The organism is Chelativorans alearensis, from assembly GCF_010993735.1.
Taxonomy (GTDB): domain Bacteria; phylum Pseudomonadota; class Alphaproteobacteria; order Rhizobiales; family Rhizobiaceae; genus Chelativorans; species Chelativorans alearense.
Window position 1 is genome coordinate 205,198 of record NZ_WQNI01000002.1, and the last position, 26,670, is coordinate 231,867.

General features: G+C 64.2%; 31 protein-coding genes and 1 tRNA gene. 12 read left to right on the forward strand and 20 right to left on the reverse strand.

The genetic code is table 11. From position 1 onward, the window contains the following. The 3 genes from typA to GPJ75_RS03790 all read right to left on the reverse strand — a co-directional run bounded on the left by typA (position 1) and on the right by GPJ75_RS03790 (position 5,475). Positions 1-1,827, reverse strand: coding sequence for a translational GTPase TypA (typA, locus tag GPJ75_RS03780; RefSeq protein ID WP_163265299.1), 1,827 nt, complete (start codon positions 1,825-1,827; stop codon positions 1-3). Positions 1,828-2,372: 545 nt separating this feature from the next. Further along, positions 2,373-3,254 (reverse strand): MBL fold metallo-hydrolase, encoded by an 882-nt coding sequence (locus tag GPJ75_RS03785; RefSeq protein WP_163265301.1) that lies wholly within the window; start codon positions 3,252-3,254, stop codon positions 2,373-2,375. A 163-nt stretch (positions 3,255-3,417) separates the two neighbouring features. Then, the gene (locus GPJ75_RS03790; RefSeq protein WP_163265303.1) at positions 3,418-5,475 is read right to left on the reverse strand and encodes a M3 family metallopeptidase; all 2,058 of its coding nucleotides are present in this window, start codon (positions 5,473-5,475) and stop codon (positions 3,418-3,420) included. A 178-nt stretch (positions 5,476-5,653) separates the two neighbouring features. Here GPJ75_RS03790 and GPJ75_RS03795 point away from each other — a divergent pair, with 178 nt between their 5' ends. After that, the gene (locus tag GPJ75_RS03795; RefSeq protein ID WP_246248896.1) at positions 5,654-6,097 is read left to right on the forward strand and encodes a MarR family winged helix-turn-helix transcriptional regulator; all 444 of its coding nucleotides are present in this window, start codon (positions 5,654-5,656) and stop codon (positions 6,095-6,097) included. 40 nt (positions 6,098-6,137) lie between these two features. Further along, entirely contained in the window at positions 6,138-7,385 is a 1,248-nt protein-coding gene (locus GPJ75_RS03800; RefSeq protein WP_163265305.1) for a multidrug effflux MFS transporter, read from the forward strand. A 3-nt stretch (positions 7,386-7,388) separates the two neighbouring features. On the opposite strand, the gene GPJ75_RS03805 is transcribed toward GPJ75_RS03800, so the two are convergent. The 3 genes from GPJ75_RS03805 to GPJ75_RS03815 form a co-directional block, all read right to left on the reverse strand. Beyond that, positions 7,389-8,033 (reverse strand): carbonic anhydrase, encoded by a 645-nt coding sequence (locus tag GPJ75_RS03805; protein ID WP_159589377.1) that lies wholly within the window; start codon positions 8,031-8,033, stop codon positions 7,389-7,391. Positions 8,034-8,143: 110 nt separating this feature from the next. Continuing rightward, on the reverse strand, positions 8,144-9,013 hold the full coding sequence (gene pdxY, locus GPJ75_RS03810) for a pyridoxal kinase PdxY (RefSeq protein ID WP_163265841.1): 870 nt from the start codon (positions 9,011-9,013) through the stop codon (positions 8,144-8,146). An 8-nt stretch (positions 9,014-9,021) separates the two neighbouring features. Then, positions 9,022-9,300, reverse strand: coding sequence for a hypothetical protein (locus GPJ75_RS03815; RefSeq protein ID WP_246226198.1), 279 nt, complete (start codon positions 9,298-9,300; stop codon positions 9,022-9,024). Positions 9,301-9,362: 62 nt separating this feature from the next. On the opposite strand from GPJ75_RS03815, the gene GPJ75_RS03820 reads away from it, so the two are divergent. The 5 genes from GPJ75_RS03820 to ppa all read left to right on the forward strand — a co-directional run bounded on the left by GPJ75_RS03820 (position 9,363) and on the right by ppa (position 12,766). Further along, positions 9,363-9,995 (forward strand): LemA family protein, encoded by a 633-nt coding sequence (locus GPJ75_RS03820; protein ID WP_159589375.1) that lies wholly within the window; start codon positions 9,363-9,365, stop codon positions 9,993-9,995. Positions 9,996-10,116: 121 nt separating this feature from the next. Then, the gene (locus GPJ75_RS03825; protein ID WP_163265307.1) at positions 10,117-10,911 is read left to right on the forward strand and encodes a TPM domain-containing protein; all 795 of its coding nucleotides are present in this window, start codon (positions 10,117-10,119) and stop codon (positions 10,909-10,911) included. A gap of 5 nt (positions 10,912-10,916) precedes the next feature. Further along, entirely contained in the window at positions 10,917-11,558 is a 642-nt protein-coding gene (locus tag GPJ75_RS03830) for a TPM domain-containing protein (RefSeq protein WP_163265309.1), read from the forward strand. A 72-nt stretch (positions 11,559-11,630) separates the two neighbouring features. Further along, on the forward strand, positions 11,631-12,137 hold the full coding sequence (locus GPJ75_RS03835; RefSeq protein ID WP_159589369.1) for a GNAT family N-acetyltransferase: 507 nt from the start codon (positions 11,631-11,633) through the stop codon (positions 12,135-12,137). Between the two features lie 92 nt (positions 12,138-12,229). Beyond that, the gene (gene ppa, locus GPJ75_RS03840; RefSeq protein ID WP_163265311.1) at positions 12,230-12,766 is read left to right on the forward strand and encodes an inorganic diphosphatase; all 537 of its coding nucleotides are present in this window, start codon (positions 12,230-12,232) and stop codon (positions 12,764-12,766) included. 8 nt (positions 12,767-12,774) lie between these two features. On the opposite strand, the gene GPJ75_RS03845 is transcribed toward ppa, so the two are convergent. The 3 genes from GPJ75_RS03845 to GPJ75_RS03855 are packed head-to-tail and all read right to left on the reverse strand — an operon-like array spanning position 12,775 to position 14,049. Continuing rightward, positions 12,775-13,368 (reverse strand): hypothetical protein, encoded by a 594-nt coding sequence (locus tag GPJ75_RS03845; RefSeq protein WP_163265313.1) that lies wholly within the window; start codon positions 13,366-13,368, stop codon positions 12,775-12,777. 55 nt (positions 13,369-13,423) lie between these two features. Then, positions 13,424-13,756, reverse strand: a complete 333-nt coding sequence (locus tag GPJ75_RS03850) for a DUF167 family protein (protein ID WP_163265315.1) — start codon at positions 13,754-13,756, stop codon at positions 13,424-13,426. A 2-nt stretch (positions 13,757-13,758) separates the two neighbouring features. Continuing rightward, a complete protein-coding gene (locus tag GPJ75_RS03855; RefSeq protein ID WP_159589361.1) occupies positions 13,759-14,049 on the reverse strand; it encodes a YggT family protein in 291 nt (96 codons plus the stop codon). 130 nt (positions 14,050-14,179) lie between these two features. On the opposite strand from GPJ75_RS03855, the gene GPJ75_RS03860 reads away from it, so the two are divergent. Next, positions 14,180-14,255, forward strand: a tRNA-Ala gene (locus GPJ75_RS03860). A gap of 234 nt (positions 14,256-14,489) precedes the next feature. Here the strand turns inward: GPJ75_RS03860 and GPJ75_RS03865 are convergent. The 3 genes from GPJ75_RS03865 to GPJ75_RS03875 form a co-directional block, all read right to left on the reverse strand. Then, positions 14,490-14,753: a DUF2312 domain-containing protein gene (locus GPJ75_RS03865; protein ID WP_159589359.1), complete on the reverse strand. Its 264-nt coding sequence runs from the start codon at positions 14,751-14,753 to the stop codon at positions 14,490-14,492. 142 nt (positions 14,754-14,895) lie between these two features. Continuing rightward, complete coding sequence (locus tag GPJ75_RS03870; protein ID WP_163265317.1) at positions 14,896-15,204, reverse strand: DUF1244 domain-containing protein; 309 nt, start codon at positions 15,202-15,204, stop codon at positions 14,896-14,898. 15 nt (positions 15,205-15,219) lie between these two features. Further along, a complete protein-coding gene (locus GPJ75_RS03875; protein WP_163265319.1) occupies positions 15,220-16,017 on the reverse strand; it encodes an N-formylglutamate amidohydrolase in 798 nt (265 codons plus the stop codon). Positions 16,018-16,195: 178 nt separating this feature from the next. Between GPJ75_RS03875 and GPJ75_RS03880 the strand changes: the two genes are divergently transcribed. Further along, positions 16,196-16,651, forward strand: a complete 456-nt coding sequence (locus GPJ75_RS03880; protein ID WP_163265843.1) for a DUF1036 domain-containing protein — start codon at positions 16,196-16,198, stop codon at positions 16,649-16,651. Further along, a complete protein-coding gene (gene pyk, locus GPJ75_RS03885) occupies positions 16,648-18,084 on the forward strand; it encodes a pyruvate kinase (RefSeq protein WP_163265321.1) in 1,437 nt (478 codons plus the stop codon). Before GPJ75_RS03880 ends, pyk begins: the two co-directional genes overlap by 4 nt. A 12-nt stretch (positions 18,085-18,096) precedes the next feature. Here pyk and GPJ75_RS03890 read toward each other — a convergent pair whose 3' ends face one another. From GPJ75_RS03890 to GPJ75_RS03910, 5 genes are all read right to left on the reverse strand, one after another. Then, complete coding sequence (locus GPJ75_RS03890; RefSeq protein WP_163265323.1) at positions 18,097-18,681, reverse strand: tetratricopeptide repeat protein; 585 nt, start codon at positions 18,679-18,681, stop codon at positions 18,097-18,099. 66 nt (positions 18,682-18,747) lie between these two features. Beyond that, positions 18,748-18,873 (reverse strand): type B 50S ribosomal protein L36, encoded by a 126-nt coding sequence (gene ykgO, locus GPJ75_RS03895; RefSeq protein ID WP_159589347.1) that lies wholly within the window; start codon positions 18,871-18,873, stop codon positions 18,748-18,750. Between the two features lie 125 nt (positions 18,874-18,998). Further along, complete coding sequence (locus tag GPJ75_RS03900) at positions 18,999-20,132, reverse strand: 5-(carboxyamino)imidazole ribonucleotide synthase (protein WP_163265325.1); 1,134 nt, start codon at positions 20,130-20,132, stop codon at positions 18,999-19,001. Continuing rightward, entirely contained in the window at positions 20,129-20,626 is a 498-nt protein-coding gene (gene purE / locus GPJ75_RS03905) for a 5-(carboxyamino)imidazole ribonucleotide mutase (protein ID WP_163265327.1), read from the reverse strand. Before purE ends, GPJ75_RS03900 begins: the two co-directional genes overlap by 4 nt. A 112-nt stretch (positions 20,627-20,738) precedes the next feature. Beyond that, complete coding sequence (locus GPJ75_RS03910) at positions 20,739-20,942, reverse strand: YdcH family protein (protein ID WP_163265846.1); 204 nt, start codon at positions 20,940-20,942, stop codon at positions 20,739-20,741. 246 nt (positions 20,943-21,188) lie between these two features. Here GPJ75_RS03910 and GPJ75_RS03915 point away from each other — a divergent pair, with 246 nt between their 5' ends. After that, positions 21,189-21,368, forward strand: coding sequence for a YdcH family protein (locus GPJ75_RS03915; protein ID WP_163265329.1), 180 nt, complete (start codon positions 21,189-21,191; stop codon positions 21,366-21,368). Between the two features lie 159 nt (positions 21,369-21,527). Here the strand turns inward: GPJ75_RS03915 and GPJ75_RS03920 are convergent, their stop codons facing one another. Together GPJ75_RS03920 and GPJ75_RS03925 are read right to left on the reverse strand one after the other, a co-directional pair. Then, positions 21,528-22,790 carry an MFS transporter gene (locus GPJ75_RS03920; RefSeq protein WP_163265331.1) on the reverse strand — a complete coding sequence of 421 codons (1,263 nt, stop codon included), beginning with the start codon at positions 22,788-22,790 and terminating at the stop codon, positions 21,528-21,530. A 105-nt stretch (positions 22,791-22,895) separates the two neighbouring features. Continuing rightward, on the reverse strand, positions 22,896-23,084 hold the full coding sequence (locus GPJ75_RS03925; protein ID WP_163265333.1) for a DUF1192 domain-containing protein: 189 nt from the start codon (positions 23,082-23,084) through the stop codon (positions 22,896-22,898). 156 nt (positions 23,085-23,240) lie between these two features. Here GPJ75_RS03925 and GPJ75_RS03930 point away from each other — a divergent pair, with 156 nt between their 5' ends. Then, positions 23,241-24,221 (forward strand): NAD(P)H-quinone oxidoreductase, encoded by a 981-nt coding sequence (locus GPJ75_RS03930; RefSeq protein ID WP_163265848.1) that lies wholly within the window; start codon positions 23,241-23,243, stop codon positions 24,219-24,221. 58 nt (positions 24,222-24,279) lie between these two features. Here the strand turns inward: GPJ75_RS03930 and GPJ75_RS03935 are convergent, their stop codons facing one another. Then, on the reverse strand, positions 24,280-26,481 hold the full coding sequence (locus GPJ75_RS03935) for an esterase-like activity of phytase family protein (RefSeq protein WP_163265336.1): 2,202 nt from the start codon (positions 26,479-26,481) through the stop codon (positions 24,280-24,282). Positions 26,482-26,670: the final 189 nt, after the last annotated feature.

Sequence of the window (26,670 nt, forward strand, 5' to 3'; positions counted from 1 at the left end):
TTACGCCGCACCTGCCATCTTCTGCTTCTCGAAACGCTTGCGCTCGTGGGGGTCGAGATAGAGCTTGCGCAGGCGGATGGACTTCGGCGTCACCTCCACCAGCTCGTCCTCCTGGATCCAGGAAAGCGCGCGCTCCAGCGTCATGCGGATGGGCGGGGTGAGTTTCACCGCCTCGTCTTTGCCGGCGGCGCGCACGTTGGAAAGCTTCTTGCCCTTAAGGACGTTCACTTCCAGGTCGTTGTCTCTCGAGTGGATACCGATGATCATGCCCTGGTAGACCTTCACGCCCGGGTCGATGACCATCGGGCCGCGGTCTTCCAGGTTCCAGAGCGCGAAGGCGACCGCCTCGCCCGAATCGTTCGAAATCAGCACGCCGTTGACGCGGCCGCCGATCTCGCCCTTGTAGGGCTGGTATTCGTGGAACAGGCGGTTCATGACCGCCGTGCCGCGCGTGTCGGTCAGAAGCTCCGACTGGTAGCCGATGAGGCCACGGGTGGGCGCGTGGAAGACGAGGCGCTGGCGGTCGCCACCCGAGGGGCGGAGCTCCACCATCTCGGCCTTACGCTCCGACATCTTCTGCACGACGATGCCGGCGTGCTCCTCGTCGACGTCGACGACGACTTCCTCGATAGGCTCCAGAAGCTGGCCGCTGTCGTCCTTCGTCATGACGACGCGCGGGCGCGAGACGGCAAGCTCGAAACCCTCGCGGCGCATGGTCTCGATGAGGACGGCAAGCTGCAACTCGCCGCGGCCGGAGACGAAGAAGGAGTCCTTGTCGGCCGATTCCTCGATCTTCAGCGCCACATTGCCTTCCGCCTCCTTCAGGAGACGGTCACGGATGACGCGGCTCGTCACCTTGTCGCCCTCGGTGCCGGCAAGCGGCGAATCGTTGACGAGGAAGCTCATCGTCACCGTTGGCGGATCGATGGGCTGGGCCTCCATGGGTTGCGCCACGGAGGGGTCGCAGAAGGTGTCGGCCACGGTGCCCTTGGACAAGCCGGCGATGGCGACGATGTCGCCTGCCTGTGCTTCGTCGATGGGCTGGCGCTCGAGGCCACGGAAGGCGAGGATTTTCGAGATGCGGCCCTGTTCGAGGAGGCTGCCGTCGCCGGCGAGCACCTTGACTGCCTGATTCGGTTTCACCGAGCCGGAGGCGATGCGCCCGGTAATGATGCGGCCGAGAAAGGGGTTGGCTTCCAGAATGGTGCCGATCATGCGGAAGGGGCCATCTTCCACCTTCGGCTCCGGAACGTGCTTCAGCACCAGGTCGAACAGCGGCGCGAGCCCCTCGTCCTTCGGGCCCGCCGGATCATAGTTCATCCAGCCGTCGCGCCCGGAGCCATAGAGGATCGGGAAATCGAGCTGCTCGTCGGTGGCGTCGAGGGCGGCGAAGAGGTCGAAGACCTCATTGATCACCTCGTCGGCGCGCGCGTCCGGCCGGTCGATCTTGTTGACGGCGACGATGGGCTTCAACCCCACCTTCAGCGCCTTGCCGACGACGAACTTGGTCTGCGGCATCGGCCCTTCGGCTGCGTCCACCAGGAGCACCGCGCCGTCCACCATGTTGAGGATGCGCTCCACCTCGCCGCCGAAGTCGGCGTGGCCGGGCGTGTCGACGATGTTGATGCGCACGTCCTTCCAGACCACGGAGGTGGCCTTGGCGAGGATGGTGATGCCGCGCTCCTTCTCCAGGTCGTTGGAGTCCATGGCGCGCTCGTCAACGCGCTGGTTGTCGCGCAGGGAGCCCGACTGCTTCAGGAGCGCGTCGACAAGGGTGGTCTTCCCATGATCGACATGGGCGATGATCGCAATATTGCGGAGTTTCATTGGTTCTCTTCGGGGTCGTCGGACGCGGCTTCAGGCGCGGCCGTATCTTCGTTGGCCGCGCTCATACAGGTTTTTTCGCAATTGCGAAAGGGAGGTGCCGATGGAGTGCCGCTTTAATATAGGTACTCTCGGTCGGCGTATGGAGTGCCACGCCTTGCGAATTATGGCCTACCTGACGATCCTTTCCGGAGGGTAGGAAGGCGGGGGGACCCCGTATCGACCGCCGTCTCCATCATCGGTGAGCATTCCGTTATCGTAGATCACTTCGTTGCCATCGTCGAACATGCCTTTAGGGGTGGGGCACTGGTCGTTCATGCAAGCATGACGCTCTCCGCCGGAAATGCATCCAGAAAGTGCAAGACATGCCAGCCCGAACAGGGCAGGTGAGATATATTTCTCGATCAAACGATTCTATCCAATAATTATGTTGTATAAATTAATATTAATTCTAGATATACCATATTCTATGCAGAAAATGGCAAACATAAGTCATGGCGACGCTTCAAAGCGTTTCGCCACGGTCGATCAGGCAGTATATTCGACCTTCAAATGTCGCGTCCAAGCGCGTTTAGTGGAAATTTGAGATAGCGCCGCCCGTTCCCTTCCGGTTCCGGCAGCCGCCCGCCATTCATATTCACCTGCAGCGCGTGGAGGATGAGCCTCGGCATGGGGAGTGTCCTGTCACGCGCATGGCGCACACGAACGAATTCCTCCGTCGTTCGGCATCTTGAAATATGGATGTTCTGCGCCTTCTGCTCGGCCACGGTGCTTTCCCAGCGCGGCTCACGCTCACCGGGCTGATAGTCGTGGCCGGTGAAGAGGCGCGTTTGGTCCGGAAGCGAGAGGATTTCCTGGATCGAGAGCCAAAGCCGCTCGGCGCTGCCGCCGGGGAAATCCGCGCGCGCCGTGCCGCTATCGGGCATGAAGAGCGTATCGTGCACGAACGCGGCATCACCGATGACATAGGTGATGGAGGCGAGCGTATGGCCAGGGGAGAAGAGCACCTTCGCCGGGATTTCCCCCACACGGAAGCTCTCCCCTGCCGCGAAAAGCTTGTCCCATTGCGAACCGTCGGTGGGGAAGTCCGGCCAGTTGTAAATCGCTTTCCAGAGCTTCTGTACTTCGACCACCTTTGCGCCGATGGCTGTGGGCGCGCCGGTCTTTCGTTTCAGATAATCCGCCGCGGAGAAATGATCGGCGTGGGGATGGGTGTCGAGAATCCACTCGACGGTGAGGCCCTGCTTATCGATGAATGCCAGAATTCCATCGGCGCTGCGTGTGGCCGTGGCGCCGGATTTTTCGTCGAAGTCGAGCACCGGATCGATGATCGCGCATCTGCTTGTCACAGGATCGGCCGCGACATATTGCAGGGAAGAGGTGTACTCCTCGAAAAACGCTGTCACTTCGAGCGCCGAACAATCCTGCATCGCTATCTCCGTCACGCCGTGTCTTGTGGCAACGGCGTGTAGTTAGCGAGGAAACCGCCAAGATGCAATTTCCATAAATGCATTAGGAATGAGACGATTTTTCTAAGCTACAAGGATGTGGCGATCGGTTTCTTCCATCCTTTGCGGAGACCCGCATGACGGCCTAGACGAGCCCTTTCTTCTCCATCATCGCCTCCGGGCTCGGCAGCCGGCCACGGAAGGCTTTGTAGAGGTCTTCCGGGTCGGCCGAGCCACCGGCGGAATAGATGTGGCGGCGGAGTTTTTCGGCGGCCTCCCGGTCGAACGGGTCGCTGGCCTCCTCGAAGGCGCGGAAGGCATCGGCGTCCAACACCTCTGACCACATGTACGAGTAATACCCGGCCGAATAGCCGTCGCCGGAGAAGACGTGCAGGAAGTGCGGCGTGCGGTGGCGCATGGGGATGGCGGCGGGCTTTTCGAGCTTTTCCAGCGTCTCCGCCTCGAAGCGCAGCGGGTCCTCCGGCGCCTCTTCCCGCGCGTGGAAGGCCATGTCGACCAGTGCGGAGGCGGTGAACTCAACCGTGGCGAAGCCGGAACCGAAATTGCGTGCGGCGCGCATCTTTTCCAGAAGCTCTTGCGGCATGGGTTCGCCGGTCTCCACATGGCGGGCGTGCCTTGAGAGCACCTCCGGCACGGTGAACCAGTGCTCGAAAAGCTGCGAGGGGAGCTCGACAAAATCGCGGGCGACGGCGGTGCCCGATATGGAGGGCCAGGTAACGTCGCTCAGCAGGCCATGGAGGGCGTGGCCGAACTCGTGGAACAGCGTACGCGCGTCGTCTACGGACAGGAGCGCCGGCTTGCCCTTGGGCGGCTTGGCGAAGTTCATCACGTTGTAGACGATGGGCTTTTGGCCGCGGCCCAGCCTGAAGCCGGACTGGAGGGCGCTCATCCAGGCACCGGAGCGTTTGGAAGGGCGGTTGAAATAGTCGGCGAGGAAGACGCCGCGCGTCGTCCCGTCGCCGTTCTTCACAGTAAAAGTCCGCACGTCCTCGTGCCATGCGGCTATACCCTTCTGCTCCTCGAAGGTGAGGCCGAAGAGGCGGTGGGCGACGTCGAAGGCGGCGGCGATAACGTTTTCGAGCGCCAGATAGGGCTCCAGCGCGCCCTCGTCGAAGGCGAAACGCTCGCCGCGCAGCTTCTCGGCGTAGTAGCGCCAGTCCCAGGGGGCGATGGCGTGGTTGTGGCCTTCGGCGGCAGCAATGCGCTGCAGCTCCTTCTCGTCCTCGGCCGCCTTTTCGCGCGCCTTCTTCCAGACGGGCTCAAGGAGCTCCATCACGGCGTCCGGCGTCTTGGCCATCGTGTCGTCAAGCTTGTAGGCGGCGTAGTTCTGGTAGCCGAGCAGCCGCGCCTTCTCGGCGCGCAGCCGAAGCGTATCGCGCACGATGCCGGCGTTGTTCGCCTCGCCCCCGTTCTCGCCGCGGCGGATGAAGGCCTGAAGCACCGTCTCGCGCAGGTCGCGGCGGGCGGAGGCGGCAAGGAAGGGCTCGGCGAGGGAGCGCGACAGGGTGACGGCGTAGCGGCCGGGCTCTCCACGGGATTCGGCTGCCTCCGCCATGGCGCTTCTTAGCGAGGCGGGCAGGCCGGCGAGGTCGCTCTCGTCCAGGAATAGCGCCCACTTGCTCTCGTCGGCCAGCACGTTCTGGCCGAAGCGGGCGCCGAGGGCGGCCAGCTCCTCGTTGATCTCGGCAAGGCGCGTCTTGCCTTCCGCGTCGAGCCTGGCGCCGCCGCGGACGAATCGCTTCCACGTCTTTTCCAGAACGCGGTCCGTCTCCTTGTCGAGGCCGAGGGTTTCGCGCGCCGCGTAGAGCGTGTCGAGGCGCTGAAACAGCGCCTCGTTCATGGTGATGCGGGAATAGTGACGCGCCATGCGGGGCGAGATCTCGCGCTCCAGCTTCTGGATCGTCTCGTTCGTATGTGCGCCGGCGCGGCACCAGAAGACGGCCGAGACGCGCGACAGCGGCTCGCCGGAAAGCTCGAGCGCGGCAAGCGTGTTGTCGATGGTCGGCGCTTCGCCATTTTCGGCGATGGCGGCGATCTCCATCTCGTGGGCGGCAAGGGCGGCGTCGAAGGCCGATGAGAGCGTGCTTTCATCGATGCGGCCGAACTCAGGCAGGCCGAGCGGCCCGTTCCACACGGTGAGCGGATGTGTCGCAAGATCGACGGCAGAGGGGGCAGGAGCCATGGGAAACCCTTGAAACGAATCAGGAAAGGGAGGCGCCGGAACAGCAGACCGTACCCGATGTAGAACTGGCGGGCCCGCTGCGCAACACTTGAACTTGACTCCGTCAGGCACGCGCTTACATTCGCATTTAATAAGCAACACTTACTATTTTGCGAGCCATCTCGCGGAGAGAGACTTTTTGAGCCCTCGATTCGATCCTGATTCCTTCGGCTTTCTCGTTACCGATCTGGCGCGCCTGATACGGGCGGAGATGGACCGGTGCATCGAGGCGGCGGGCATCGGCGTGACGCCGGGCGAGGCGCGCACGCTCGTCTATGCCGCGCGCTTCGGTGAGGTTCGCCAGAACGTCTTGGCCGAGCGCATGGGGTTGGAGGCGATGACGCTGAGCGCCTATCTCGACCGGCTCGAGGAACGGGGGCTGGTCAAGCGCGTGCCGGACCCCTCCGACCGCCGCGCCAAGCTGGTGCGCCTGACGGAAAAGGCCGACGGCGCGCTGGAGGCGGTCCGGCGTGTGGGGCTGAAGGTGCGTTCCCGCGCGCGCGGGAACTTAAGCGAGGCGGAATGGTCCGTCCTCCAGGAACTCTTGAAGGCGGTGCGCGGCAACTTCACCGGCGGCGCGTGAACGTGGCGGCGCGGGCCGCGCCGGAGGCAAGCGAAAACGAATGAACATCCAGAGCAATGCCATCTCCATGGCGGCGCCGATCATGAGCGAGCGCCGCGTCAGCATGATCGGCGCCATGCTCGTGGCCGTGGGGCCGGTCTCCATGGCGCTCTACACGCCCGCCATGCCGCAGATCGTCGAGGCGTTCGGCAGCACCGAGGCCGCCGTGAAGATGACGCTGTCGCTCTATTTCGCCGGCTTTGCCGTCTCGCAGCTCTTCTGCGGTCCGCTTTCGGACGGGTTCGGGCGCAAGCCTGTCACCTTTGCCTTCATGGGCATCTATGCGCTGGCAAGCCTGTTAGCGGTGCTGGCTCCGAGCGTGGAAGTGCTGATCGCCGCGCGTTTTCTGCAGGGGTTCGGCGCCGCCGTCGGCGTGGCCGTGGCGCGGGCGGTGGTGCGCGATCTCTTCACGCATGAGCAGTCCGCCCGCATCATGAACCTGATGGGCATCATCCTCGCGATCGGCCCTGCCTTGTCGCCGACGATCGGCGGGCTGACGATGGAGCTTGCCGGGTGGCACGCCATCTTCCTGATCATGCTGGCAGCCGGTTTCGTCATCGTGCTCGTCGTGCGGTTCTGGATGCGCGAGACGGTGAGCCGGGATCTCTCGCGCATCAGTCCGCGCGGGCTCATGCGGGCCTATGGAACGTTGCTCAAGAGCCCTTATTTCATGACGTCCAGCATGGTCATCGCGGGCAGCGTCGGCGCCTTGTACACCCAAGCGACGGTGCTGCCTTTCATCCTCATGGGCCGCGTCGGGCTCTCCCCGTCGGAGTTTGGCGTCGGCATGCTGATGCAGTCGGGCATGTTCTTCGTCGGCTCGCTCACGGTGCGTTTCCTCATGCGCCGCGTCAGCGCCTACCGTCTGGTGCCCGTCGGCCTCGGCTTTATCGCGATCGGCGGCACGTTGCTCGCCTATCTGCTCAACGCCGCGCCGCCCACCTTTCTGAGCGTGATGGGCCCCGTGGGCTTCTATGCCATCGGCATTTCCTTCGTCATGCCGGCGATGATGACCGCGTCGCTGGCGCCCTTCCCGCATATCGCCGGCGCGGCGGCGGCCCTGGCTGGGTTCATGCAGATGGGCGGCGGGCTCGTGGGCGGGTCGATTGCCGCTCTTATCGGCGAGCCGGTCTTCGCCATTAGTGTGGTCGTGCCGACGATGGGCGCCATGGCGATTGTGGCATGGCTTCTTTGGCGGCGCCTGCCGGAGCCGGCGCAGGCATCCGTGGTTCCCGTCGTGCCCGGTTAAGGATCAGCCGAGGTCGGGGCGGGCGAAATCGCCGGTTTTGGGGTCCATTACCCAGAGTTCGCCGGTCTGGATGTCGAACCAGGCGCCGTGCAGGGTGAGGCGGCCCTTGTCCTCGAGGATCTTTACGCAGGGGAAGGTGCGCAGGTTGGCCACCTGATAGCGGATGGAGATGCGCTCCAGCGCGGTCTGGCGCTCCGCCGCCGTCATCATGGTGTTGCCGGAGACGGCCTCGGCGGCGGGCGCGACGAGGCCCATCCACTTGCCGATGAAGTCGCCCGGCGACAGCGGCTCGGGTGACGGGTTGAGCGCGGCGCCGATACCGCCGCAGCGGCCGTGCCCCATCACGACGATGTGCTTCACCTTGAGGCTCTGCACGGCGAATTCGAGGGCGGCGGAGGTGCCGTGGAGGCGGTCGTCAGGCGCGTAGGGCGGCACGAGGTTGGCGACGTTGCGCACCACGAAGAGCTCACCGGGACCGGCGTCGAAGACAGTCTCGGGAGCGGCGCGCGAATCGCAGCAGGCGATCACCATTGTGTCCGGCGACTGCCCGTCGCGCGCCAGAGACTGATAGCGGGCGCTTTCGGTGGGATAGCGCCGAGACATGAAATTGCGATATCCGGCCAGGAGCCGCTCAGGCAGGTGTATCATGGATACCGCAAATAGCCGGGAGGAGCGCGGTTCGCAAGGCTGTAAGCGCTATCTAGGCACGCTGGTGGTCTGACCGAAGCAGATAGTACCATCCTATCAGGATCGCACCACTAGGCCCCGCGGGGCAGCGGAACGGGGCGCATCTGCGCGGTCGCAGTGGGCCTGGAAAGGCTTTTGGCATCGGTCTCCAGCATGAGTTCGTCGGCGCCGCGCTCGGCTGTGCGCGCCAGCGCTTCGAATACCGCCGCAGTGGTGCGGCGGAGCGCTTCCGCCGGTGATGCGCCGCGCAACAGCCAAGCCAGAAGCAGCGCCGCCGTCAGGTCGCCCGGCCCCTTGGCGGGATCCTCTATGGCGGGATGCTCGGCCAGATACGCTTCCCCGGACATGAGGAGCAGGTTGGCTATGCTGTTTTTTGCCGAACCGGGCGCCGAGGTCACCAGCATGGCGGGTGGGGCGGCGCGAAGTGCGGCGTCGGCGAGTGCCTCGAGCGTTTCCAGCTTTTCACCGGCGAGCCAGGCCAATTCGTAGCGGTTGGGCGTGGCGATGTCGGCGAGTGGCAGGAGGTCCTCCCGCATGGCCGCGGCGACGGCTTTCGGCACGTAAAGCCCGCCGATGTCACCGATGATGGGATCGCAGAGGTAGAGCGCCTCGGGGTTTTTCGCCTTTACCCGACGCACCAGCGAGGCAACCGCCGGGGCCTGCGCGGCCTCGCCAAGATAGCCAGAGAGCACCGCGGCGACCTCGCCCAACCAGGGCGCCTCCTCCAGATCGCGCATGAAGGCGGCGAAATCGGCAGCCGGCGGCACGATGCGCGTCGCCGGTCCGTGGCCGGGATGCCAGGGCAGCATGACCGTCGGCACCGCCCACACGGGATGCCCCAGCGTCTCCAGCGCGAAGACGGAGGCGCGATTTCCCACCGAGCCGCGCGCTACGTGGCTCGATATGACGACGACTGCGCGCCGGCGGGGGACGCCGTCCATCGTCTCCGTCACGATGCGCCGCCCGCCAGATACGACCACAGCCAGATGATGAGAGCGAGCGCAAAGAGCACTCCCAGGACACGGCCGATGCGCCGGCCCCACAGCTCCGTCCAGTCCTCGCTTTGCGCTTCCGATGCGGTGAGATGGTCGCGCGCTCTAGAGGCCATGCGCATGAAGAGGTCCGATTCCCGGTCGACGCGCTCCAGGATGCGGCGAGACTCCTCCTGTGCCTGCTCGTCGCGGCGCTTGTCGCCCATCCGCCTGTCGGTCCGTTTCTTGTCGGTCATTCCCTTGCCAGGCGAATAGCATTATTCTCCGCCTCGGTCGATTTTCGATTCGAGGATTTTTCATGCCGAACTCATTGACCCTGGCGACCTTGGCGCCGAAGAGCTTTCGTGTCTTTCTCTTGCTTCTCCTCACGCTGCCCTTCCTTTCTGCCTGCGGGTTCAACACCATCCCCACACGGGAGGAGCAGGCGAAGGCGGCGTGGAGCGAGGTCCTGAACCAGTATCAGCGCCGCACGGACCTGATCCCCAATCTGGTGGAGACGGTGAAGGGCTATGCCAGCCACGAGCGCGAGGTGCTCGAAGGGGTGGTGGAAGCGCGCGCCAAAGCGACACAGGTGCAGATAACGCCGGACATGCTGACCGACCCGGAGGCGTTCCGTGTCTTCCAGGAAAACCAGGCGCAGCTGACCGGGGCGCTGTCGCGGCTGCTCGCGGTGGTGGAGAACTATCCGGACCTGAAGGCGAACCAGAATTTCCTGGCGCTCCAGGCGCAGCTCGAAGGCACGGAAAACCGCATCGCGGTGGCCCGGCGCGACTATATCGAGGCGGTGCGGCTCTACAACACCTCGCTCCGGACGCTGCCGTCGCTCTTGTGGGCGAAGTTCTGGTTCACCGACGCCGAGCCGATGCAGAGCTTCACGATCTCCGAAGAGAATATGCAGGTGCCCGAAGTCGATTTCGGCAATGGCGGCTAGACCAGTTCATCGTTTCATGGAACCGATGAACTGGTCTAACTCATTGTTTTGTCGCAATTCCGGACGGAAAACCGATTTCCACTTTTCCTGGAATTGCTTTAGCCTGACGGGATATTACCGCATGGCGGGACGGGGTGTTTTCGCCTGGGTTTGCGCAGGCCTGCTTCTGTTTGCCGTGTCCGCGCTCGCGGCCGAACTGCCCCTGCTCACAGGCCGCGTGGTGGACAATGCCGGCCTGCTCGACGCCGGGGCCGAGGCGGGGCTCACGGAAAAGCTCGCGGCCTTCGAGGCAAAGTCGTCGGACCAGATCGTGGTTGCTACCATCGAAAGTCTCGACGGCGAAGCCATCGAGCCCTACGCCAACCGCCTGTTCCGCGCCTGGGGCCTGGGGCAGGCCGGCGAGGACAATGGCGTGCTGCTTCTGGTGGCGCTCAACGACCGCAGGATGCGCATCGAGGTGGGCTACGGGCTGGAAGGGACGCTGACGGACCTGCATGCCAAGCTCATCATCGAGAACACAATGGTTCCGGCCTTCCGAGCGGGGGATTATGCCGGCGGCATTGCCGGCGCCGTCGACGATATCGTCACCGTGCTCGAAGGCAATGCCGCCGAGCTGGAAGCCCGCGCCCGGCGCGCCGCGGAGGAGAACGCGGAGCCCATCTGGCCGGTGGTTCTGTTCTTCATCGTGTGGAGCACCATCTTCTTCGGCGGCTTCGCCTTCGCGTTTCTGCCGCAGTTTTTTGGCCGCAAGATCGGCCCCAGGCGCTATCGTTGGCTGGGCATGGAGTTCGACTACACCTCTCGCGGCGGGCGCGGTGGACGCAGCGGCTCGTCTGGCTGGTCGTCGGGCAGCAGCGGCGGGTTTTCCGGCGGCGGCGGCTCGTCGGGCGGCGGCGGCGCTTCAGGGAGCTGGTGAGACCGATGGCGGACGAAAACATCTTCACCGATGAAGAGCGGAAACGTGTTGCCGATGCGATCGGGCGAGCGGAGAGCCGGACTTCCGGCGAGATCTATTGCGTCCTGGCGCGCGCGAGCGACAGCTATTTCTATCCCGCCGCCTTTTTCGTCGCCCTGTCGATCCTGGTCGTCAGCCTGCTGGCGGCTTTCGCTCTGCATTACTGGTGGGTGAGCATCGCGCCCGCGATGCTGGTTGCCGCCGAGCTTGCGGCGCTGGGCGCCGCGCTCCTGGTGCTGAGGGCGTTTCCGGACTGGCGCATATGTTTCGTTCCGCGAGGGCTGCGCTATCGGCGTGCCCACGGGGAGGCCCTGCGTCAGTTTTTCGCCCACAATATCCACATGACCCGCGAGCGGACGGGTGTTCTGATCTTCGTCTCACTGGCCGAGCATTATGCCGAGGTGATGGCCGACGCGGGTATCAATGCGCGGGTGCCGCAGGAGCGCTGGAACGAAACCGTGGCGAAGCTCACGGGGGCCGCGGCGCGCGGTGTGCTCGCCGAAGGCTTTGCCGAGGCGGTGGAGATCGTCGGTGCCGAGCTTGCTGCCCACTTTCCCGCGGGCGACGAAAACCCCAACGAGATCGACAATCACCTGGTCGAAATCTGACGGGCTTAACCCCAATTGAGGACCTTCGTCCGTCTTGCCGGGGCGGGTGACGGCGTTTATGGTTAATCGATCATGACGACGCTTTCGATCGACATCAGACGGGCGGATCCGCAGGATGCCGAGGCCATCGCTGCGGTGCACGACCGCGCCTGGCGCGGCGCCTATGCCGGCATCATCCCGCATCGCGCGCTCAACGCGATGATCGGGCGCCGCGGGCCGCGCTGGTGGGCCAATGCCATACGCCGCTCGGCCACGGTGCTGGTGATGGAGGTCGGCGGCGAGGTGGCCGGCTATGCCACGCTGGGGCGCAACCGGGCGCGTGAGCTCAAGCAGGGGGGTGAGATTTACGAGCTTTATCTCAGTCCCGAATATCAGGGCATCGGAATGGGACGGCGCCTCTTCCAGGCGGCGCGCGACATGCTTACCGCCCACGGCTTCAAGGGTCTGGTCGTCTGGGCGCTGGAGGAGAACAGCGGCGCGCTGTCCTTCTACGAAGGCGCGGGCGGGCGCGATGCGGCGGAAGGTGTCGAGGTGTTTGGCAGCAAGGCCCTGCGCAAGATCGCCTTCGTGTGGGATTAACGGGCAGAAACCATCCGTGTTGATTCGCCATCTTGCCTGACCGGGCAAGAGCCGCTAGGCACGCCGCAGCATCAACAACACCGGAAGACCCAATGCGTATCGAGGCCATCTCCATCGGCGACAACCCGCCCGAGGATGTGAACGTCATCGTCGAAGTGCCGGTCGGTGGGCAGCCGATCAAGTATGAGATGGACAAGAAGGCCGGCACGCTCGTGGTTGACCGCTTCCTCTACACGCCGATGACCTATCCGGGAAATTATGGCTTCGTGCCTCATACGCTTTCCGACGACGGCGACCCGATCGACGTTCTGGTGTGCAACACGCGTGAGCTCGTTCCTGGCTGTGTCATCAATGTGCGGCCGATCGGCGTTCTGGTGATGGAGGACAATTCCGGCCAGGACGAGAAGATCATCGCCGTACCGTCGCCGCATCTCACCCGCCGCTATGAGAACGTGACGAATTTCACCGACCTGCCGGAGATCACGCTGCAGCAGATCCAACACTTTTTCGAGCACTACAAGGATCTGGAGCCCGGCAAGTGGGTGAAGATCGGCGACTGGATGGACGCCGCCGCCGCCCGCCGCCTTATCACAGAGGCGATCGAGCGGGCGAAGGGTACGGCGGCGTAGACCTTATCTCAGCGGGTTAGACCCGGCATGGGAACGCTGCCGGCGATGACCGTTGGCTGATCGGTGCCGCACTCGAAGTCGCGCGCCCGAGCGTCGGCGATGCGTCTCGCCTCCTCGTTGGCATCTTCCTTGCCGGTGGCGACGACATAGCCCACGGAGCAGCCTTCCCACGTGCCGATCTGGGCGACTTTCTCGACGACCAGCACCTCGATCTGCTTTTCCGGATCGTCCGCGTCGGCGACCGACCAGCGGTGAATGGTGGCGAAGGGGATTTCACGCCCGCCTTCCTTGACGATACGCCACTCTATGCTGGGGCCGGCGCTGTTGAAGCCGGAGAAGGATTCCCAGGCCGGCGCCAAATGGCCGGACGGCGGAAAGCCGTAGAAGAGGGATTCGCGCGCATCACTGTAATAGATGAGGACGGGATAGCCCTTGTAGCCTGAACAGACGAGATCGCTCCAGTGCTCACCCTCCCCATTGCCGCCGGCGAAGGGGCTACAGTTCTCCTCGGGCTTGAGTTCGGTATAGGCGCTGTCAATATTCGAGGCCTGCGCGCCGCTGGACAATAAAGTGGAAAAGACAATTATAAGTAAATATTTCATGGTGTTACCTCTACCTAAAGTGGTAGTATCTTTTACCGCAGATCCATCGCGAAGGCTATACTTTTTCTTGTCGGGCGCTCAGCAGCCGTTGGGCGAGGGCCTGCGGATCGCCTGCGATATACAGGGTTTTCAGCCGCGAGGTAGCACCAGTGACAAGCGACACGTCGCGCGTTGGCATGCCCAGCCATTTCGCCAGCAGCTTTTCCAGCGCCTTATTGGCCTTGCCGTCCTCCGGCACGGCGCGTACGCGCGCCTTCAGATGGCAACGCCCGTCCGCCGTCTCCGCCACCCCTTCGACTGCGTCCTTGGAGGACTTTGGCGTCAGCCGCACGGAAACTTCCACCCCCTCTGCCGTGAGGCGGAAGAAGGACGGCGGCTGGGTGTCCATCGTCAGAGGATCGCCGGGGCCACTGTCGTGAGAATGAACTGGCGGAGGAAGAAGATGATGAGGAGAAGGATGATCGGCGAGATGTCGATGCCGCCCAAATCCGGCATGACATTGCGGATCGGCCTCAGCGCCGGCTCCGTCACCCGGAACAGGAAATTGCTGAACATGCCCACGAACTGGTTGCGCGGGTTGACCACGTTGAACGCGTAGAGCCAAGAAAACACCACCGCGGCGATGATGAACCACCAGTAGATGTCGAGCGCCATGACGATGGTTTGGATGAGCGCGAGCATGCCGATCTCCCAAAGGTTTTGCGACATGTAGCCACTGGGGCGCGGCGCGGCAAGTCCCGTGCCCTTGCCGCAATCCAATGCTTGACAGGTATAGTGCCCAGGACCTAAATGCGCCCCGTTCCGATGGAACGGGGCTGTAGCTCAGATGGGAGAGCGCATCGTTCGCAATGATGAGGTCAGGGGTTCGATTCCCCTCAGCTCCACCACCCTTCGCTCTTCGAGCTTCGGGTGGCAGGCCACCCGGAGGCCGTTAGACGAAGGAGTGTCCTCCTTGGCCTTGGCGTAGGAAGACTGGTTCAAGTCCTCTCCGAGAAGGTGATATAGGCGAAGCAATGCCCGGCGTGGCTGCAGCGAAGCGGAAGCGAAGGCGGGCCGCCGAAGCTGCCTGGAACTGAATATCCCCCGCAGCTTCGACCGACGTTTCCACACTATTTTCCGAATCAGGTCATTCCCAGCGCCGCCTTGTAGAGGTCGATCATCGCCTCTTCCTCCTGGCGCTCGGACTGGTCCTTCTTGCGCAGACGGACGATGGTGCGCACGGCCTTGGTGTCGAAGCCGGTTCCCTTCATCTCGGCGTAGACTTCCTTGATGTCGTCGGCGATCGTCTTTTTCTCCTCCTCGAGCCGCTCGATGCGTTCGATGAAGGCACGCAGCTGCCCGGCGGCAACGGTCTGCGCGGTTTCGGTGGTGATGTCGTCGGCCATGGTTCACTCCGGCTGAAGGGGGATGACGCCCGCGACTCGGGGCGCACCTACTGGAAAGGATGCCGGCTCGATGCCTTAGCCGGTGGCCGAGGTCAAGACGCTTGCGCTTGCTGAGGCCGATGGTGTGCCGGTGGTGTGGACGTCAATGGTCGCCGGGGCGGCTTTTCTCGAAGGCGGCCTTTTGCGTGTCGCTCGCCTCTTTCTGGTATTTTTCCCGCCATTCGGCATAGGGCATGCCGTAGACGATTTCGCGTGATTCGTCCTTGGACAGTGGGAGGCCGGCTTCCTCGGCCGCTTCGCGGTACCAGTTGGAGAGGCAGTTGCGGCAGAAGCCGGCGAGGTTCATCAGGTCGATGTTCTGCACGTCCGTGCGCTCACGCAGATGCGCCACCAACCGGCGAAAGGCGGCGGCCTCCAGGTCTCGCTTCTGCTCTCGCGAAAGATCGGTCATGATAGCCTCATTGTTTCACAAAGTACCGGTGCGCGAGCCGGCCATCCTCACTTTGTGGATATCGGGCCGGGCGTTGATGGCGTCAAGGATCGGCGCCAGACGCTCCGCCCATTCCGCCGCTCCCGCCTCGGCGACGACCAGGTCCTGACGCAGCTCGACGAGCGCGTGGGCGAAGCCGTTGGCCGTGCAATGGCGGAACATGGTGTCGCCGCGCAGCGCCCCGTCATAGGGCTCGTTGTCGCCCACCACTAGGCCCGGTTCGTCTTTCAGCGCCTCAAGGAGCGGGCGCACCGCGCGGTCATCCCTGTCCCACAGGATGCCGACGTGCCAGGGCCGCTCCCGCCCCTGCATGAAGGGCGTGAATGAGTGAATGGAGATGACCAGCGGCGGCGCCCCGGAAGTCCTCGCCACGGAGGCGATAAGGGCGGCCACCGCGTCGTGATAGGGCGTGTAGAAGCCGTCCAGCCGCTTCTGCCGCTCTCCTTCCGAGATTGGGTAATTCCCCGGCACCACGGTGCCGTCATAGAGCTGTCTTATCAGCGTCGGATCGTCGGGGCCGCGGTTGGGATCGATGAGGAGCCGCGAGAAGCGTGCCATGATGGCGGGCGCGCCGGTCAGCGCGGCCAGCTTCCGCGTTACCGTCTCGACGCCGATGTCGTAGGCGATGTGGCGTTCGAACTCGGCCGCCGGCAACCCGAGATCGCCGTATTCGTCGGGCAGGGCGTTGAAGGCGTGGTCGGCCAGAAGCACGAGGCCTTTGCTGCGGTCGCCGTCAATGAGTTCGAACGGGGCAAAGAGGGAGCTGCGTGTCATGCGGGACCGGAGAAATGTATCGGTGGGTGGCTCGTCTTCCCATGAAGTGCGTCGGCATGCAATGCCGCGCACCCGGCCTTCCATGTGCGTTGACACGGGCATTGAGTTTGCGGAAAAGGGGAGCCATGTCGATTTCTCTTTACCGAGCCTGATCATGCCGTTCGCGGGGCCGCATACGATGTTTCGGGTGGGTGCTCTGGTGCTGGCCGTGGCGGCGGGCTTCCTGCTTGCCGGGGCGGCGCCGGCGAAGGCCGATCTGCGCATCTGCAACGCCACGCAGAACCTGGTCGGCGTGGCCATCGGATATCGCGCCAGCACGGGCTGGATAAGTGAAGGCTGGTGGCATATAGAGGCGTCGAGCTGCAAGACCCTGATCGAGGGTCCCTTGGAGTCTCGCTACTACTATCTTTATGCCGAGGATGCCACGCGCGGCGGTCGCTGGGAGGGGGCGATCCAAATGTGCGTGGACGACAAGGAATTCAAGGTTACCGGCGTCAACGATTGCCTCACGCGCGGTTATCAGCGTGCTGGTTTCCAGGAATACGATACGGGCGAACAGGAGAACTGGATGGTGCAGCTTACCGACGGCCCCGCAACCGACGGCTCGGCCGTGACGGGAGCCGGCAATCCATGAGGCGAAGCCGCAAGGTCAAGATTCTGGCCACGCTTGGCCCCGCTTCCTCCGACGAGGAGATGATCGCCAAGCTCTATGAAGCGGGGGCGGACGTCTTCCGCATCAATATGAGCCATACCGACCATGCGAGCATGCGCGCGCTGGTCGCGCGCATACGTGAGGTGGAGAAGGGGATCGGCCGGCCGATCGGCATCCTTGCCGACCTTCAGGGGCCGAAGCTGCGCGTCGGCACTTTCGCGGAAAAAAGCGTTACGCTTAAGGTCGGCCAGACGTTCACGCTCGACGCCGATCCCACACCGGGCGACACGAGCCGCGTGCACCTGCCGCATCCGGAAATCCTGCAGGCGGTCGAGCCTGGTCACCGCCTGCTCATCGACGACGGGCGCCTGCAACTCAAGGCCGAGAAGAGCGATGGGCGCTCGATCCTGTGCCGGGTCGTCGCCGGCAACACCATCTCCGACCGCAAGGGCGTCAGCCTGCCCGACACGGACCTGCCGCTCGGCGCGCTGACGGACAAGGACCGCAAAGACCTCGATGCCATCCTGACGACTGGGGTGGACTGGATCGCGCTGTCGTTCATCCAGCGGCCGGAGGATCTGGCCGAGGTGCGCAAGATTGTGCGCGGGCGTTCCGCGCTCATGGCCAAGATCGAGAAGCCGCAGGCTGTGAAGCGCCTGCCCGAGATCATCGAGCTTTCCGACGCGCTGATGGTGGCGCGCGGCGATCTCGGCGTGGAAATGCCGCTGGAGACCGTACCAGGCATCCAGAAGCAGATCACCCGCGCCTGCCGCCGCGCCGGCAAGCCGGTGGTCGTGGCCACGCAGATGCTGGAATCCATGATCACCGCGCCGGTGCCCACGCGCGCGGAAGTGTCCGACGTGGCGACCGCCGTCTTCGAGGGGGCGGACGCCGTCATGCTTTCGGCCGAATCGGCGGCGGGGAAATACCCGGTGGAAGCGGTAGCGACCATGAACTCCATCGCCCAACAGGTCGAGCGCGACCCCACCTACGACAGCATCATCAATGCCCAGCGTGGCGAGCCGGAGGCGACGGGCGCCGACGCTATCTCGCTTGCCTCCCGGCAGATCGCCGAGACGCTGAAGCTGTCAGCCATCATCACCTACACGGCGTCGGGCACGACAGGCCTGCGCGCGGCCCGTGAACGGCCCTACGTGCCCATCATCGCGCTGTCGCCGGTGGTGGAGACGGCGCGGCGCCTAAGCCTCGTCTGGGGTACCCACTGCGTGGTTTCGGAGGATGCGACGGACCTCGACGACATGGTCGACCGCGCCTGCCGCATCGCCTATGAGGAGCAGTTCGCCAAGCCCGGCGACCGGGTCATCATCACCGCCGGTGTGCCGCTCAGGACGCCGGGTTCCACCAACATGCTGCGGATCGCCTATATCGGCTCGGACGGGCTCGGCGGGTTGTAAGGGGACGGGCGGTCAGAGCCGCTCGTCGCTCTGTTCCTCGACAAGCCGAATGAGTGCGCGCTGGGCGCTGCGCTGCATGGGGTAGATGTCCAGCATGCGGCGGTAAACCTCGAGCGCCTGCTCCTCGCGGCCCGTCGCCCGCAATATGCCGGCCAAGCCGCTGAGCGCGCCGAAATGGCGCGGCTCGATCGTCAACGTGCGCGACAGGTCGACCATGGCGCGGCTATAGTCGTTCATCATTAAGTGAACCAGCGCGCGGCTGTTCCAGCCTTCCACGTATTCGGGATAAAGGGTGGTCGTCTCGTCGAGTAGGTCGAGGGCTACGTGGTATTTCTCATCGGCTGCGGCGTTGCGTGCCCATTCGATGAGGAGGTCCGCCGTGGCGCCGCCGGAAGCCAGCCATTCCTCGCGGATGCGCTCGGCGATGCGGCGGGCAGCGACCTCATTGCGCTCCTGTTTCAGATCGGCGAATAGCTGGTCCAGTCGGCTCGCTTCGGCTTCGGAGGAGGAGGCTGTCGCATTCCGCGTCTCGGCGGCTACCGCCGGCAAGACCAGCAGCGAGAAGGAAAGAAAGCCGGACAGGATAAATCTGCGCATAGGGCAAGTTTATCTGCCCCGGCGCCGGGAGAAAAGTGAAATCCGCGTAAGTGGCCGGTAAGCCGATCAGCCCTGGCGGGCTTTGAAGCGCGGATTCGACTTGTTGATGATGTAGATGCGGCCCTTGCGGCGAACCAGGCGGTTCTCGCGGTGGCGGCCCTTCAGCGCTTTAAGCGAATTCTTGATCTTCATGGTCTTGCCCGTCGCGGGACCCTGGGGGCCCGAAAGAGTGATGGCCTTACGGCCCGAAACAAAAGACGCGCCTTCCCGGCGCGCCGCAATTCGAGTGCGGACATAGACGAGGAAACGCCGTCGTGTCAACCTTTCTGGAGGCTGGCGCTTCCACCCGCCGGGTTATGCCGAAGTTCGCCATCGAGGGGAAGGAGGCGGGTGTAGTGACCCATCTTGCGGCCAGGCCTGGCCTCGGCCTTGCCGTAGAGATGCAACATGACGTCCGGCTCGGCCAAGAGCGCGGTCGCCTGCTCCTGCTCGGCGCCCAGGAGGTTTGTCATGACACAGTCGGCGTGGCGGGTGGTGCTGCCCAGCGGCAGGCCAGCAACGGCGCGGATGTGCTGCTCGAACTGGGAAACGAGGCAGGCCGCCTCGGTCCAATGGCCGGAATTGTGCACCCGGGGCGCGAACTCGTTGGCTATCAGCGTGCCGTTCGCCATCACGAAGAACTCCACGCCGATGACCCCCACATAGCCGAGCGCGGACAGGATAGTGAAGGCGGCCTCCCGTGCCGTCTCCGCCGTGGTGGGCGAGATCGCCGCCGGCACGGTGGAACGGAAGAGGATACCGTCGCGGTGGACGTTCTCGGCCGGGTCGTAGGCCACCATGGAGCCGTCCGCCGCGCGTGCGGCGATCACGGAAATTTCGCGCTCGAAGGCCATGAGGCCCTCCAGAACGAGGGGGACGCCGCCCATGTGCGCGAAGCAGCCCTTCACTTCCTCGCGCGTTGCGGAGCGAAACACACGCTGCCCCTTGCCGTCATAGCCCATGCGCCGCGTCTTCAGGACGCCCCGGCCGCCAAAGCGGGCAAGGGCGCGCGCCAGCTCTTCGTCGTTATCCACAGATGCGAAAGGCGCTGTGGATACTCCCGCGGAGTTCAGGAATATTTTTTCCGCCAGACGGTCCTGCGCGGCTTCCAGCGCTTCGGGGGGCGGATAAACGGGAAGTTGCTCGTTTAGCGAACGGACGGCCGATACCGGCACGTTCTCGAACTCGTAGGTCACCACGTCGCTGACGCTAGCGAACCGTTCCAAAGCCTTTCCGTTGTCGAAGGGGGCGGAGATATGCAGGCCCGTCACCTCCGCGGCCGGGCAGTTCCGGTCCGGCTCGAGGACGGCCGTGTGATAGCCTAGCCTGGCCGCCGCCATGGCGAGCATGCGGCCAAGCTGGCCGCCGCCGACGATGCCGATGGTCGCGCCTGGCGCAAGCGCCTTTGTCATTGTCCCGCCGCTGGTCGTTCGGCCACCTTTTGCGACTGGGCGGCGCGCCAGGCGTCGAGCCGGCCGGCCAGCGCCGTGTCGGAGAGGGCGAGGACGGCGGCCGCCAGAAGGGCCGCATTCACCGCGCCGGCGCGGCCGATGGCCAGGGTGCCGACGGGAATGCCGGCGGGCATTTGCACGATGGAAAGAAGCGAATCCTGGCCTGAAAGGGCGCGTGATTCGACCGGGACGCCGAAGACCGGCAGCGGCGTCAGCGCCGCTGTCATGCCCGGGAGGTGGGCGGCCCCGCCGGCCCCGGCGATGATGACGCGGAAGCCTTCCGCCTTGGCGCCTTTGGCGAAGGCATAGAGCCTGTCGGGCGTGCGGTGGGCGGAGACGATGCGCACATCGTGGCCGACCTCAAGCGCCTCCAGCGTTTCGGCGGCATGACGCATGGTCTCCCAGTCGGACTGGCTACCCATGATGATGGCGACATCGGGCCGCTGGCTGCTCATGAAGATATTCCACTCTGCTTCACGAACCCGCTGTAGCCAATAGCGCCCCATGCCGCAAGCCGGCCTTTGGCGCCGCGCCTCCGTTCGGGCGCACAAACCTGAAAATCGATGCCTAGGCGATGATGTCGGGGATGATGCGGTCTTCCAGCTGCTGCAGGCGATCCTTCAGCGCCAGTTTCTTTTTCTTCATGCGCTGGATTTGCAGGGGGTCGCAGCCCGATGCGATCATCGCGTTGATGGCGGCGTCAAAATCTGCGTGGTCCTGCTTCAAACGGGCGAATTCGAGGCGAATCTCGGCCTGTTCCTGTTCCGACATGTTCACTATCTGCCTGGTCTCCGGCGCAGGATACCGGCCCGCACGCGAATTACGCGCGGACACCGGCGCTTTAGGCCGTTCCCGGATCGAGAACAACGTTTTCATACCACATTTCAGGTCGGCGATAAATGCTACCGTTAGGCATTCGACAATGATGCAGGACGATGGCAAACTGTCATCATGCCGTCATGGAAGAGGGCGGGGTAATGTTCCAGGCGGCTACGAGGAACTCAATGGAGACCCACCATGTCGCTTGAATCCCATCTTGCAGAGCTGCAGCGTAAGCACGGCGATCTTCAGCGCGAGATCGACGACGCCTTGATGCATCCTTCCGTGGATGAACTCGAAATCGCAAAGCTCAAGAGACGCAAGCTGGCCATCAAGGACGAGATGCAGAAAATCAAGACGAAACAGACTCGGCACTGACCTTGTCGGGTCGTCGTTCACGGGATCGATGATCCGATCCAACCCCTTGCCTTGACGCAGTTCCGGGCGGAAACGCGGTTTCCGCTTCTTGGAATTGCTCGATGAGGGGCTGTTTGCGAGCTCCGCCGATAGCCGGTGGGGCGCTTCCGCGCGCCTGTGCTATTCGGCGCTCTCGGTTTCCGCCTCCTCGGTATCGGCGCGCGGATCGAGCATGACCGTCTGCGGCGTGACCGCCCGCTCCGCCGGCAGGGTCTTGAACGCTTCCCTCTCTTCGAGAGGCACCGGGGCGCGGCGCGAGATACGCAAAGCCGCATAGAGGGCGACGCCGAGATGCGCGGTCGCCGTGACCAGGAAGAGGCTTTCCGGGCGCAGCCACTGCATTGTGACGCCGGCGATCACCGGGCCGGCCATGGTGCCGATACCGTAAAGCAGAAGCAGGCCGCTCGATACTTTCGCAAATCCCGTCGGCGGTGCATGGTCATTGGCATGCGCCACGACCAGGGAATAGAGCGTATAGGCAAGCAGGCCGTAGAATGCGGTCATGGCGATGACGACGCCGCCCGTTCGCGGGGCGGTGAGGAAAACGGCCAGGCCGACAAGGGCAGAGCCGAAGGCGCCGCCGGCCAGTACGAAACGGCGATCCGTATGGTCAGACAGCCGCCCCGTGGGCATCTGTGCGACCGCACCGGCGAGGACGGCAATGCTCATCATCAAGGCGATCTCCAGGGTGGAGATGCCGATCTCGGCGCCATAGACAGCGCCCAGCGTGCCCCAGGCACCATTCGCCATGCCGATCAACAGACAGCCGACAAAGGCGACCGGCGAGTTGGCGTATAGACCCTTGAGATCAATCGAGACGTCGGCGAGCGGCGCTGGGGTGATGGCGGTGGAGACGGCTGTCGGCAGCAGCGCCAGGCAGAAGAGAATGCCAGTGGCCATGAACAGGATGCTGGTCGACACGTCGCCCAGTGTCACCACCATCTGTCCGGCCATGATGGAGGCGTGGGTGACCATCATATAGAGCCCGAAGACGGTGCCACGCGTTGCGTTGGTGGAGCGCTCGTTGAGCCAGCTTTCGATGACCATGAAGGCGCCGGCCATGGTGAACCCTGTGAAGGCGCGCAGCACCAGCCAGCCGGCCACATTTATCCACATGCCGGAAAGCAGAGCTACGATGGCGCCCGTGGCGGCGAAGGCGCTGAAGGCGCGCACATGCCCGACACGGCGCACCAGCCGCGGGGCGATGAAGCAACCGGCGATGAAGCCGCTGGCCCAGGCAGTGCCCAGAAGACCGAGCGAAGTGGTGGAGAAGCCCTCGATTGCACCGCGCAACGGAAGCAGGAGGCCGTAGAGACCGGAGGCGGCCAGAAGGAACGCCGTGCCGCAAAGCAGGGCGACGATGGATCCGAAGGATGAAAGCATGAAGCGAATCCGCCTTTGTGCCGGCCCTGGGTCGTGTGGATGGTTACGGTTGCGCCGATGAAGGTCGGCGCCCGAATTCAAGGGACTCGTTTATGGCGGCGCGCATCACTCGCGCCGAAACAGGGCTTCCGCCGCCGCCTTGGTGGTATCCTTGGCCTGAAGCTCTTCCTCCAACCGGGCGATCTCCTCGCCCAGCATGGCGATCGTCCGCTTCAGTTCCTCCACCGAAAACGTCGAGATATCCTGACCGATGGTGTATGCTGGCCGGCTTACCGGGATATTCTCCTCCACCATGCCTATTTCCCAATCCGTTGCCACAATGCACGGTCACAATACATAAACGATGCCCCCGCCGGCAATTCTTGCCAGCGGCGGCAGTTTACGAATCAATAAAACCTGATTCCAGAAGAAGGCTCAAACATGGCGCGGCAAGACGATCTCCCCGATACAATGACAGCGATCGCGATCACCGAGCACGGGGGGCCCATGGTGCTGAAGCCGGAGGAATGGCCCGTGCCGAAACCGGCTGGGGGCGAGATCCTGATCAAGGTCAAGGCGGCGGGCGTGAACCGGCCGGACGTTGCCCAGCGCAAAGGCGTCTACCCGCCGCCGCCGGGCGCTTCGGATCTGCCGGGGCTGGAGGTGGCGGGCGAGGTGGCGGCCGTCGGCGAGGATGTGAAGCGCTGGCGCGTCGGCGACCAGGTCGCCGCGCTCACGCCGGGTGGCGGTTATGCGCAGTATTGCACGGTGCACGAAACGAACGCGCTGCCCATCCCACATGGTTTTACCTTTACCGAGGCGGCGGCGCTGCCGGAGACTTTCTTCACCGTCTGGCACAATGTATTCGAGCGCGGCGCGCTGAAGGCGGGCGAGACGCTGCTGGTGCACGGCGGCTCTTCCGGCATCGGCACGACGGCCATCCAGTTGGCGGCGGCCTTCGGCGCCACGGTGATCGCCACCGCTGGCTCGTCCGAAAAATGCGCGGCCTGCGCGGCGCTGGGGGCGGCGCGTGCAATCAACTACCGCGAGGAGGACTTCGTGCTGGCGGTCAAGGAAGCGACGGAAGGGCGCGGTGCCGACGTCATCCTCGACATGGTGGGCGGCGATTACATCGACCGCAACTACGACGCCGCGGCGATGGATGGCCGCATCGTGGAGATTGCCTTCTTAAGCGGAGCGAAGGCGAAGGCCGATTTCTCGAAGCTGATGGTCAAGCGGCTGACGCATACCGGCTCGCTCATGCGTCCGCGCCCGGTGGCGTTCAAGGGGCGCATCGCCACCGAGTTGGAGGCCCATGTCTGGCCGCTGCTCGCCGCACGCAAGGTGGCGCCGGTGATGGACATGATCTTTCCGCTCAAGGAGGCCTGGCGCGCGCACGAGCGTATGGAGGAGGGTGCGCATATCGGCAAGATCGTGCTCGATGTGGCGTGAAGAAAAAAGCCCCGGCGCGAGGGCCGGGGCAGTTGCGCGTAAGGCGATTCACTGAAGCTCAGTTCACCGCATCGAGCCGGCCGAGTCGCACGAAGACGGTCTCGCCGGACGAATCATCAACCCCGTCATTGTCGGTGACGAAATAAGCCTCGCCGGCGGCATCGATGGCGAAGCCCTCGATCTTGTCGACAACGTAGCCGTTCGTCGCGGTTTGCAAGTCGCCGACAAGGTCGCGCACCAGGGTCTTGTCCACCACCGGCAACTCGCTGCCGACAGGTGCCGGCTGGAAATCGTCCAGGGACACGCCGTAGAGCCGCTTGATCTTGGCTGAGGTGCCGATCTGATTGTCGCGCTCGACGATGTAGAGCGTGCCGTCGTGGGCGGTGATCTCGGACAGGCCAACCCAGCCCTTTTTGCCGGCATCCAGCGGATAGCGCACCGCCGACCACTCTTCGGTGGACGGCTTGTAGGTGATGAGCTTCACCTGGCCCTTCGGATCGTCCTTCCACTCGCGCTGGATGGCCATGACGAGCATCCGCTCATCGCCTTCGCCGACGAGCGTGACGCCCTCGAAGCCGAAGCGAATCTCATTGGCCAGAAGCTCAGCGGGAAGTGCGATCTCCTGCTTGATCACGCCGTCTGCATCGACATGGTAGAGCGCATGCGGGATGAGCCGGTCGGTACGCCCCTCCGAGGCGAGCCAGAAGCCGCCTTCTCCATCGGCCGCTATGCCTTCCAGATCGAGCTTCTGCGCCGGCATGCCGCCGCGGGTCACAACGATCTTGCGCGTGATCTCGGCCGGCGTCTTGGTCGCGTCGACGACGAAGATGGCGGGTTCGGCGCTGAAGAAGGAGTCGGAAACCGCGTAGAGCCGGCCGGCCTGCGCTGGGTCGGCGGCAAGCCCCGAGAGTGCGCCCCAACCGACGGGCTGGCCCTCCTGCATGACTGATCGGATCATCGGGTAGGCGGGTGCCCCTTCGGCAAGCTCGTAGACCATCACGTGCGAGCGAGCGCCACCATCCTCCACCAGGTCCGTTTCATTGGCCGTCACGAGAAGATTGCGCCCGGGGATCGCCAGCACGCCTTCCGGGCCGACGCCGGAGGGCAGAACCTGGACGAACTCCGGCGCTTCGCCCGTGTCGCGGTATACCGCCACCAGCGAGGCGCGCTCCAGCGCTACGAAGAAGTAGCGCTCGTTGCCATAGGTCGCAGCTTCCATGCCCTCGGGCTCCGCGCCCTTGGCATCGGAGCGCTTGTCGGGGTAGTGCCCGACAAGGGCTGCCTGATGCTCGAGATCGGCGCCGGAATCGTAGAGCACGTCGCCCATTTTTGAGAAGATGGTGAAGCTACGCGAGCCGCCTTCATAGTCGCCTTCGTTGGCGACGACGAGTCGCTCGTCGTCGAGCCATTTTACTGCATCCGGCTCGCGAAGAAGGTTGCTGGCAGATTGGTCGAAGCGAAGTGCGCGGTCGTCCAGCAGGTCGACATTCTCGACACTTGTGCCGCCGGCGGAGAAGTGGGCGACGACCTCGCCGCTCTCCGCCGAGGCGATGGCGATGTGGTTATTCTCCTGCAGCGTGACGGCGATCTCACCCGCCTCGTTGAAGTCCACGAACTCGGGCTCCGGGTCTTCCGGAGCGGTCTCGGTAAGGCCGGTAAGGTCCACGGTCTTGGCGCCGTCGCAATCCGGCGCGCCGTCGGTGAGGGAGAATATTTGCAAAGTGCCGGCGGGCATCTGCGGGATGACACCGTCGTCCAGATCCTCGTCCCGCTCGTTCTCGATCGCCACGGCGAGGAAGCGCTTGTCCTTGCTGACGGCAACGGAGTCCGGCTGGCCGGCAAGCTCACAGGAGGCTTCGGCCGTCTTTCCGGCGATGTCGATGAGAAGCAGATTGCCCGACGGATTGACGAAGCTCTCGGAGGTGTTGATCCCGGCGATGGCCTTTCCGCCGACCACTGCAACCGAGGTCGGTTCGCCCTCCACCTTGATGATGCCGCCGGCCTTGGGAGCCTTCGGGTCGGTGATATCGACAAATCCGATCGCGCCCAAGGGGCTGTCGGAGTAGATCAGCGTGTTGCCATCATCGCTCGCCGCGATGATCTCCGACGAGGTCTCGCTTTCCGCGTCCATATCGGCCGGCAGGTTGTGAGCCACCGGGAAGGTGGCGATGCGGTTGAAGGCCATGTCGGCGAAGGCAGGCATCGCCGTCGTTGCCGAAAGCGCGGCCGCGAGCGCGCAGAAAAACGAATGTCGTCCCATCCCCATCTCCCTCTTCGATTGGAAATCGCTTATTGGAAGAGGAGGATTGCAGGCGCGTGACAGAAAGGTGACGGCACGGTGACGAGAGCTGTGCATAGCGCGCCGCGATGCGCCTTGCCTCACTCGGCGAATGCAACTATATAGCCTGTGAATTCCCAAATCGGTGGCGCCGCCCACCGCCCGCGCCAG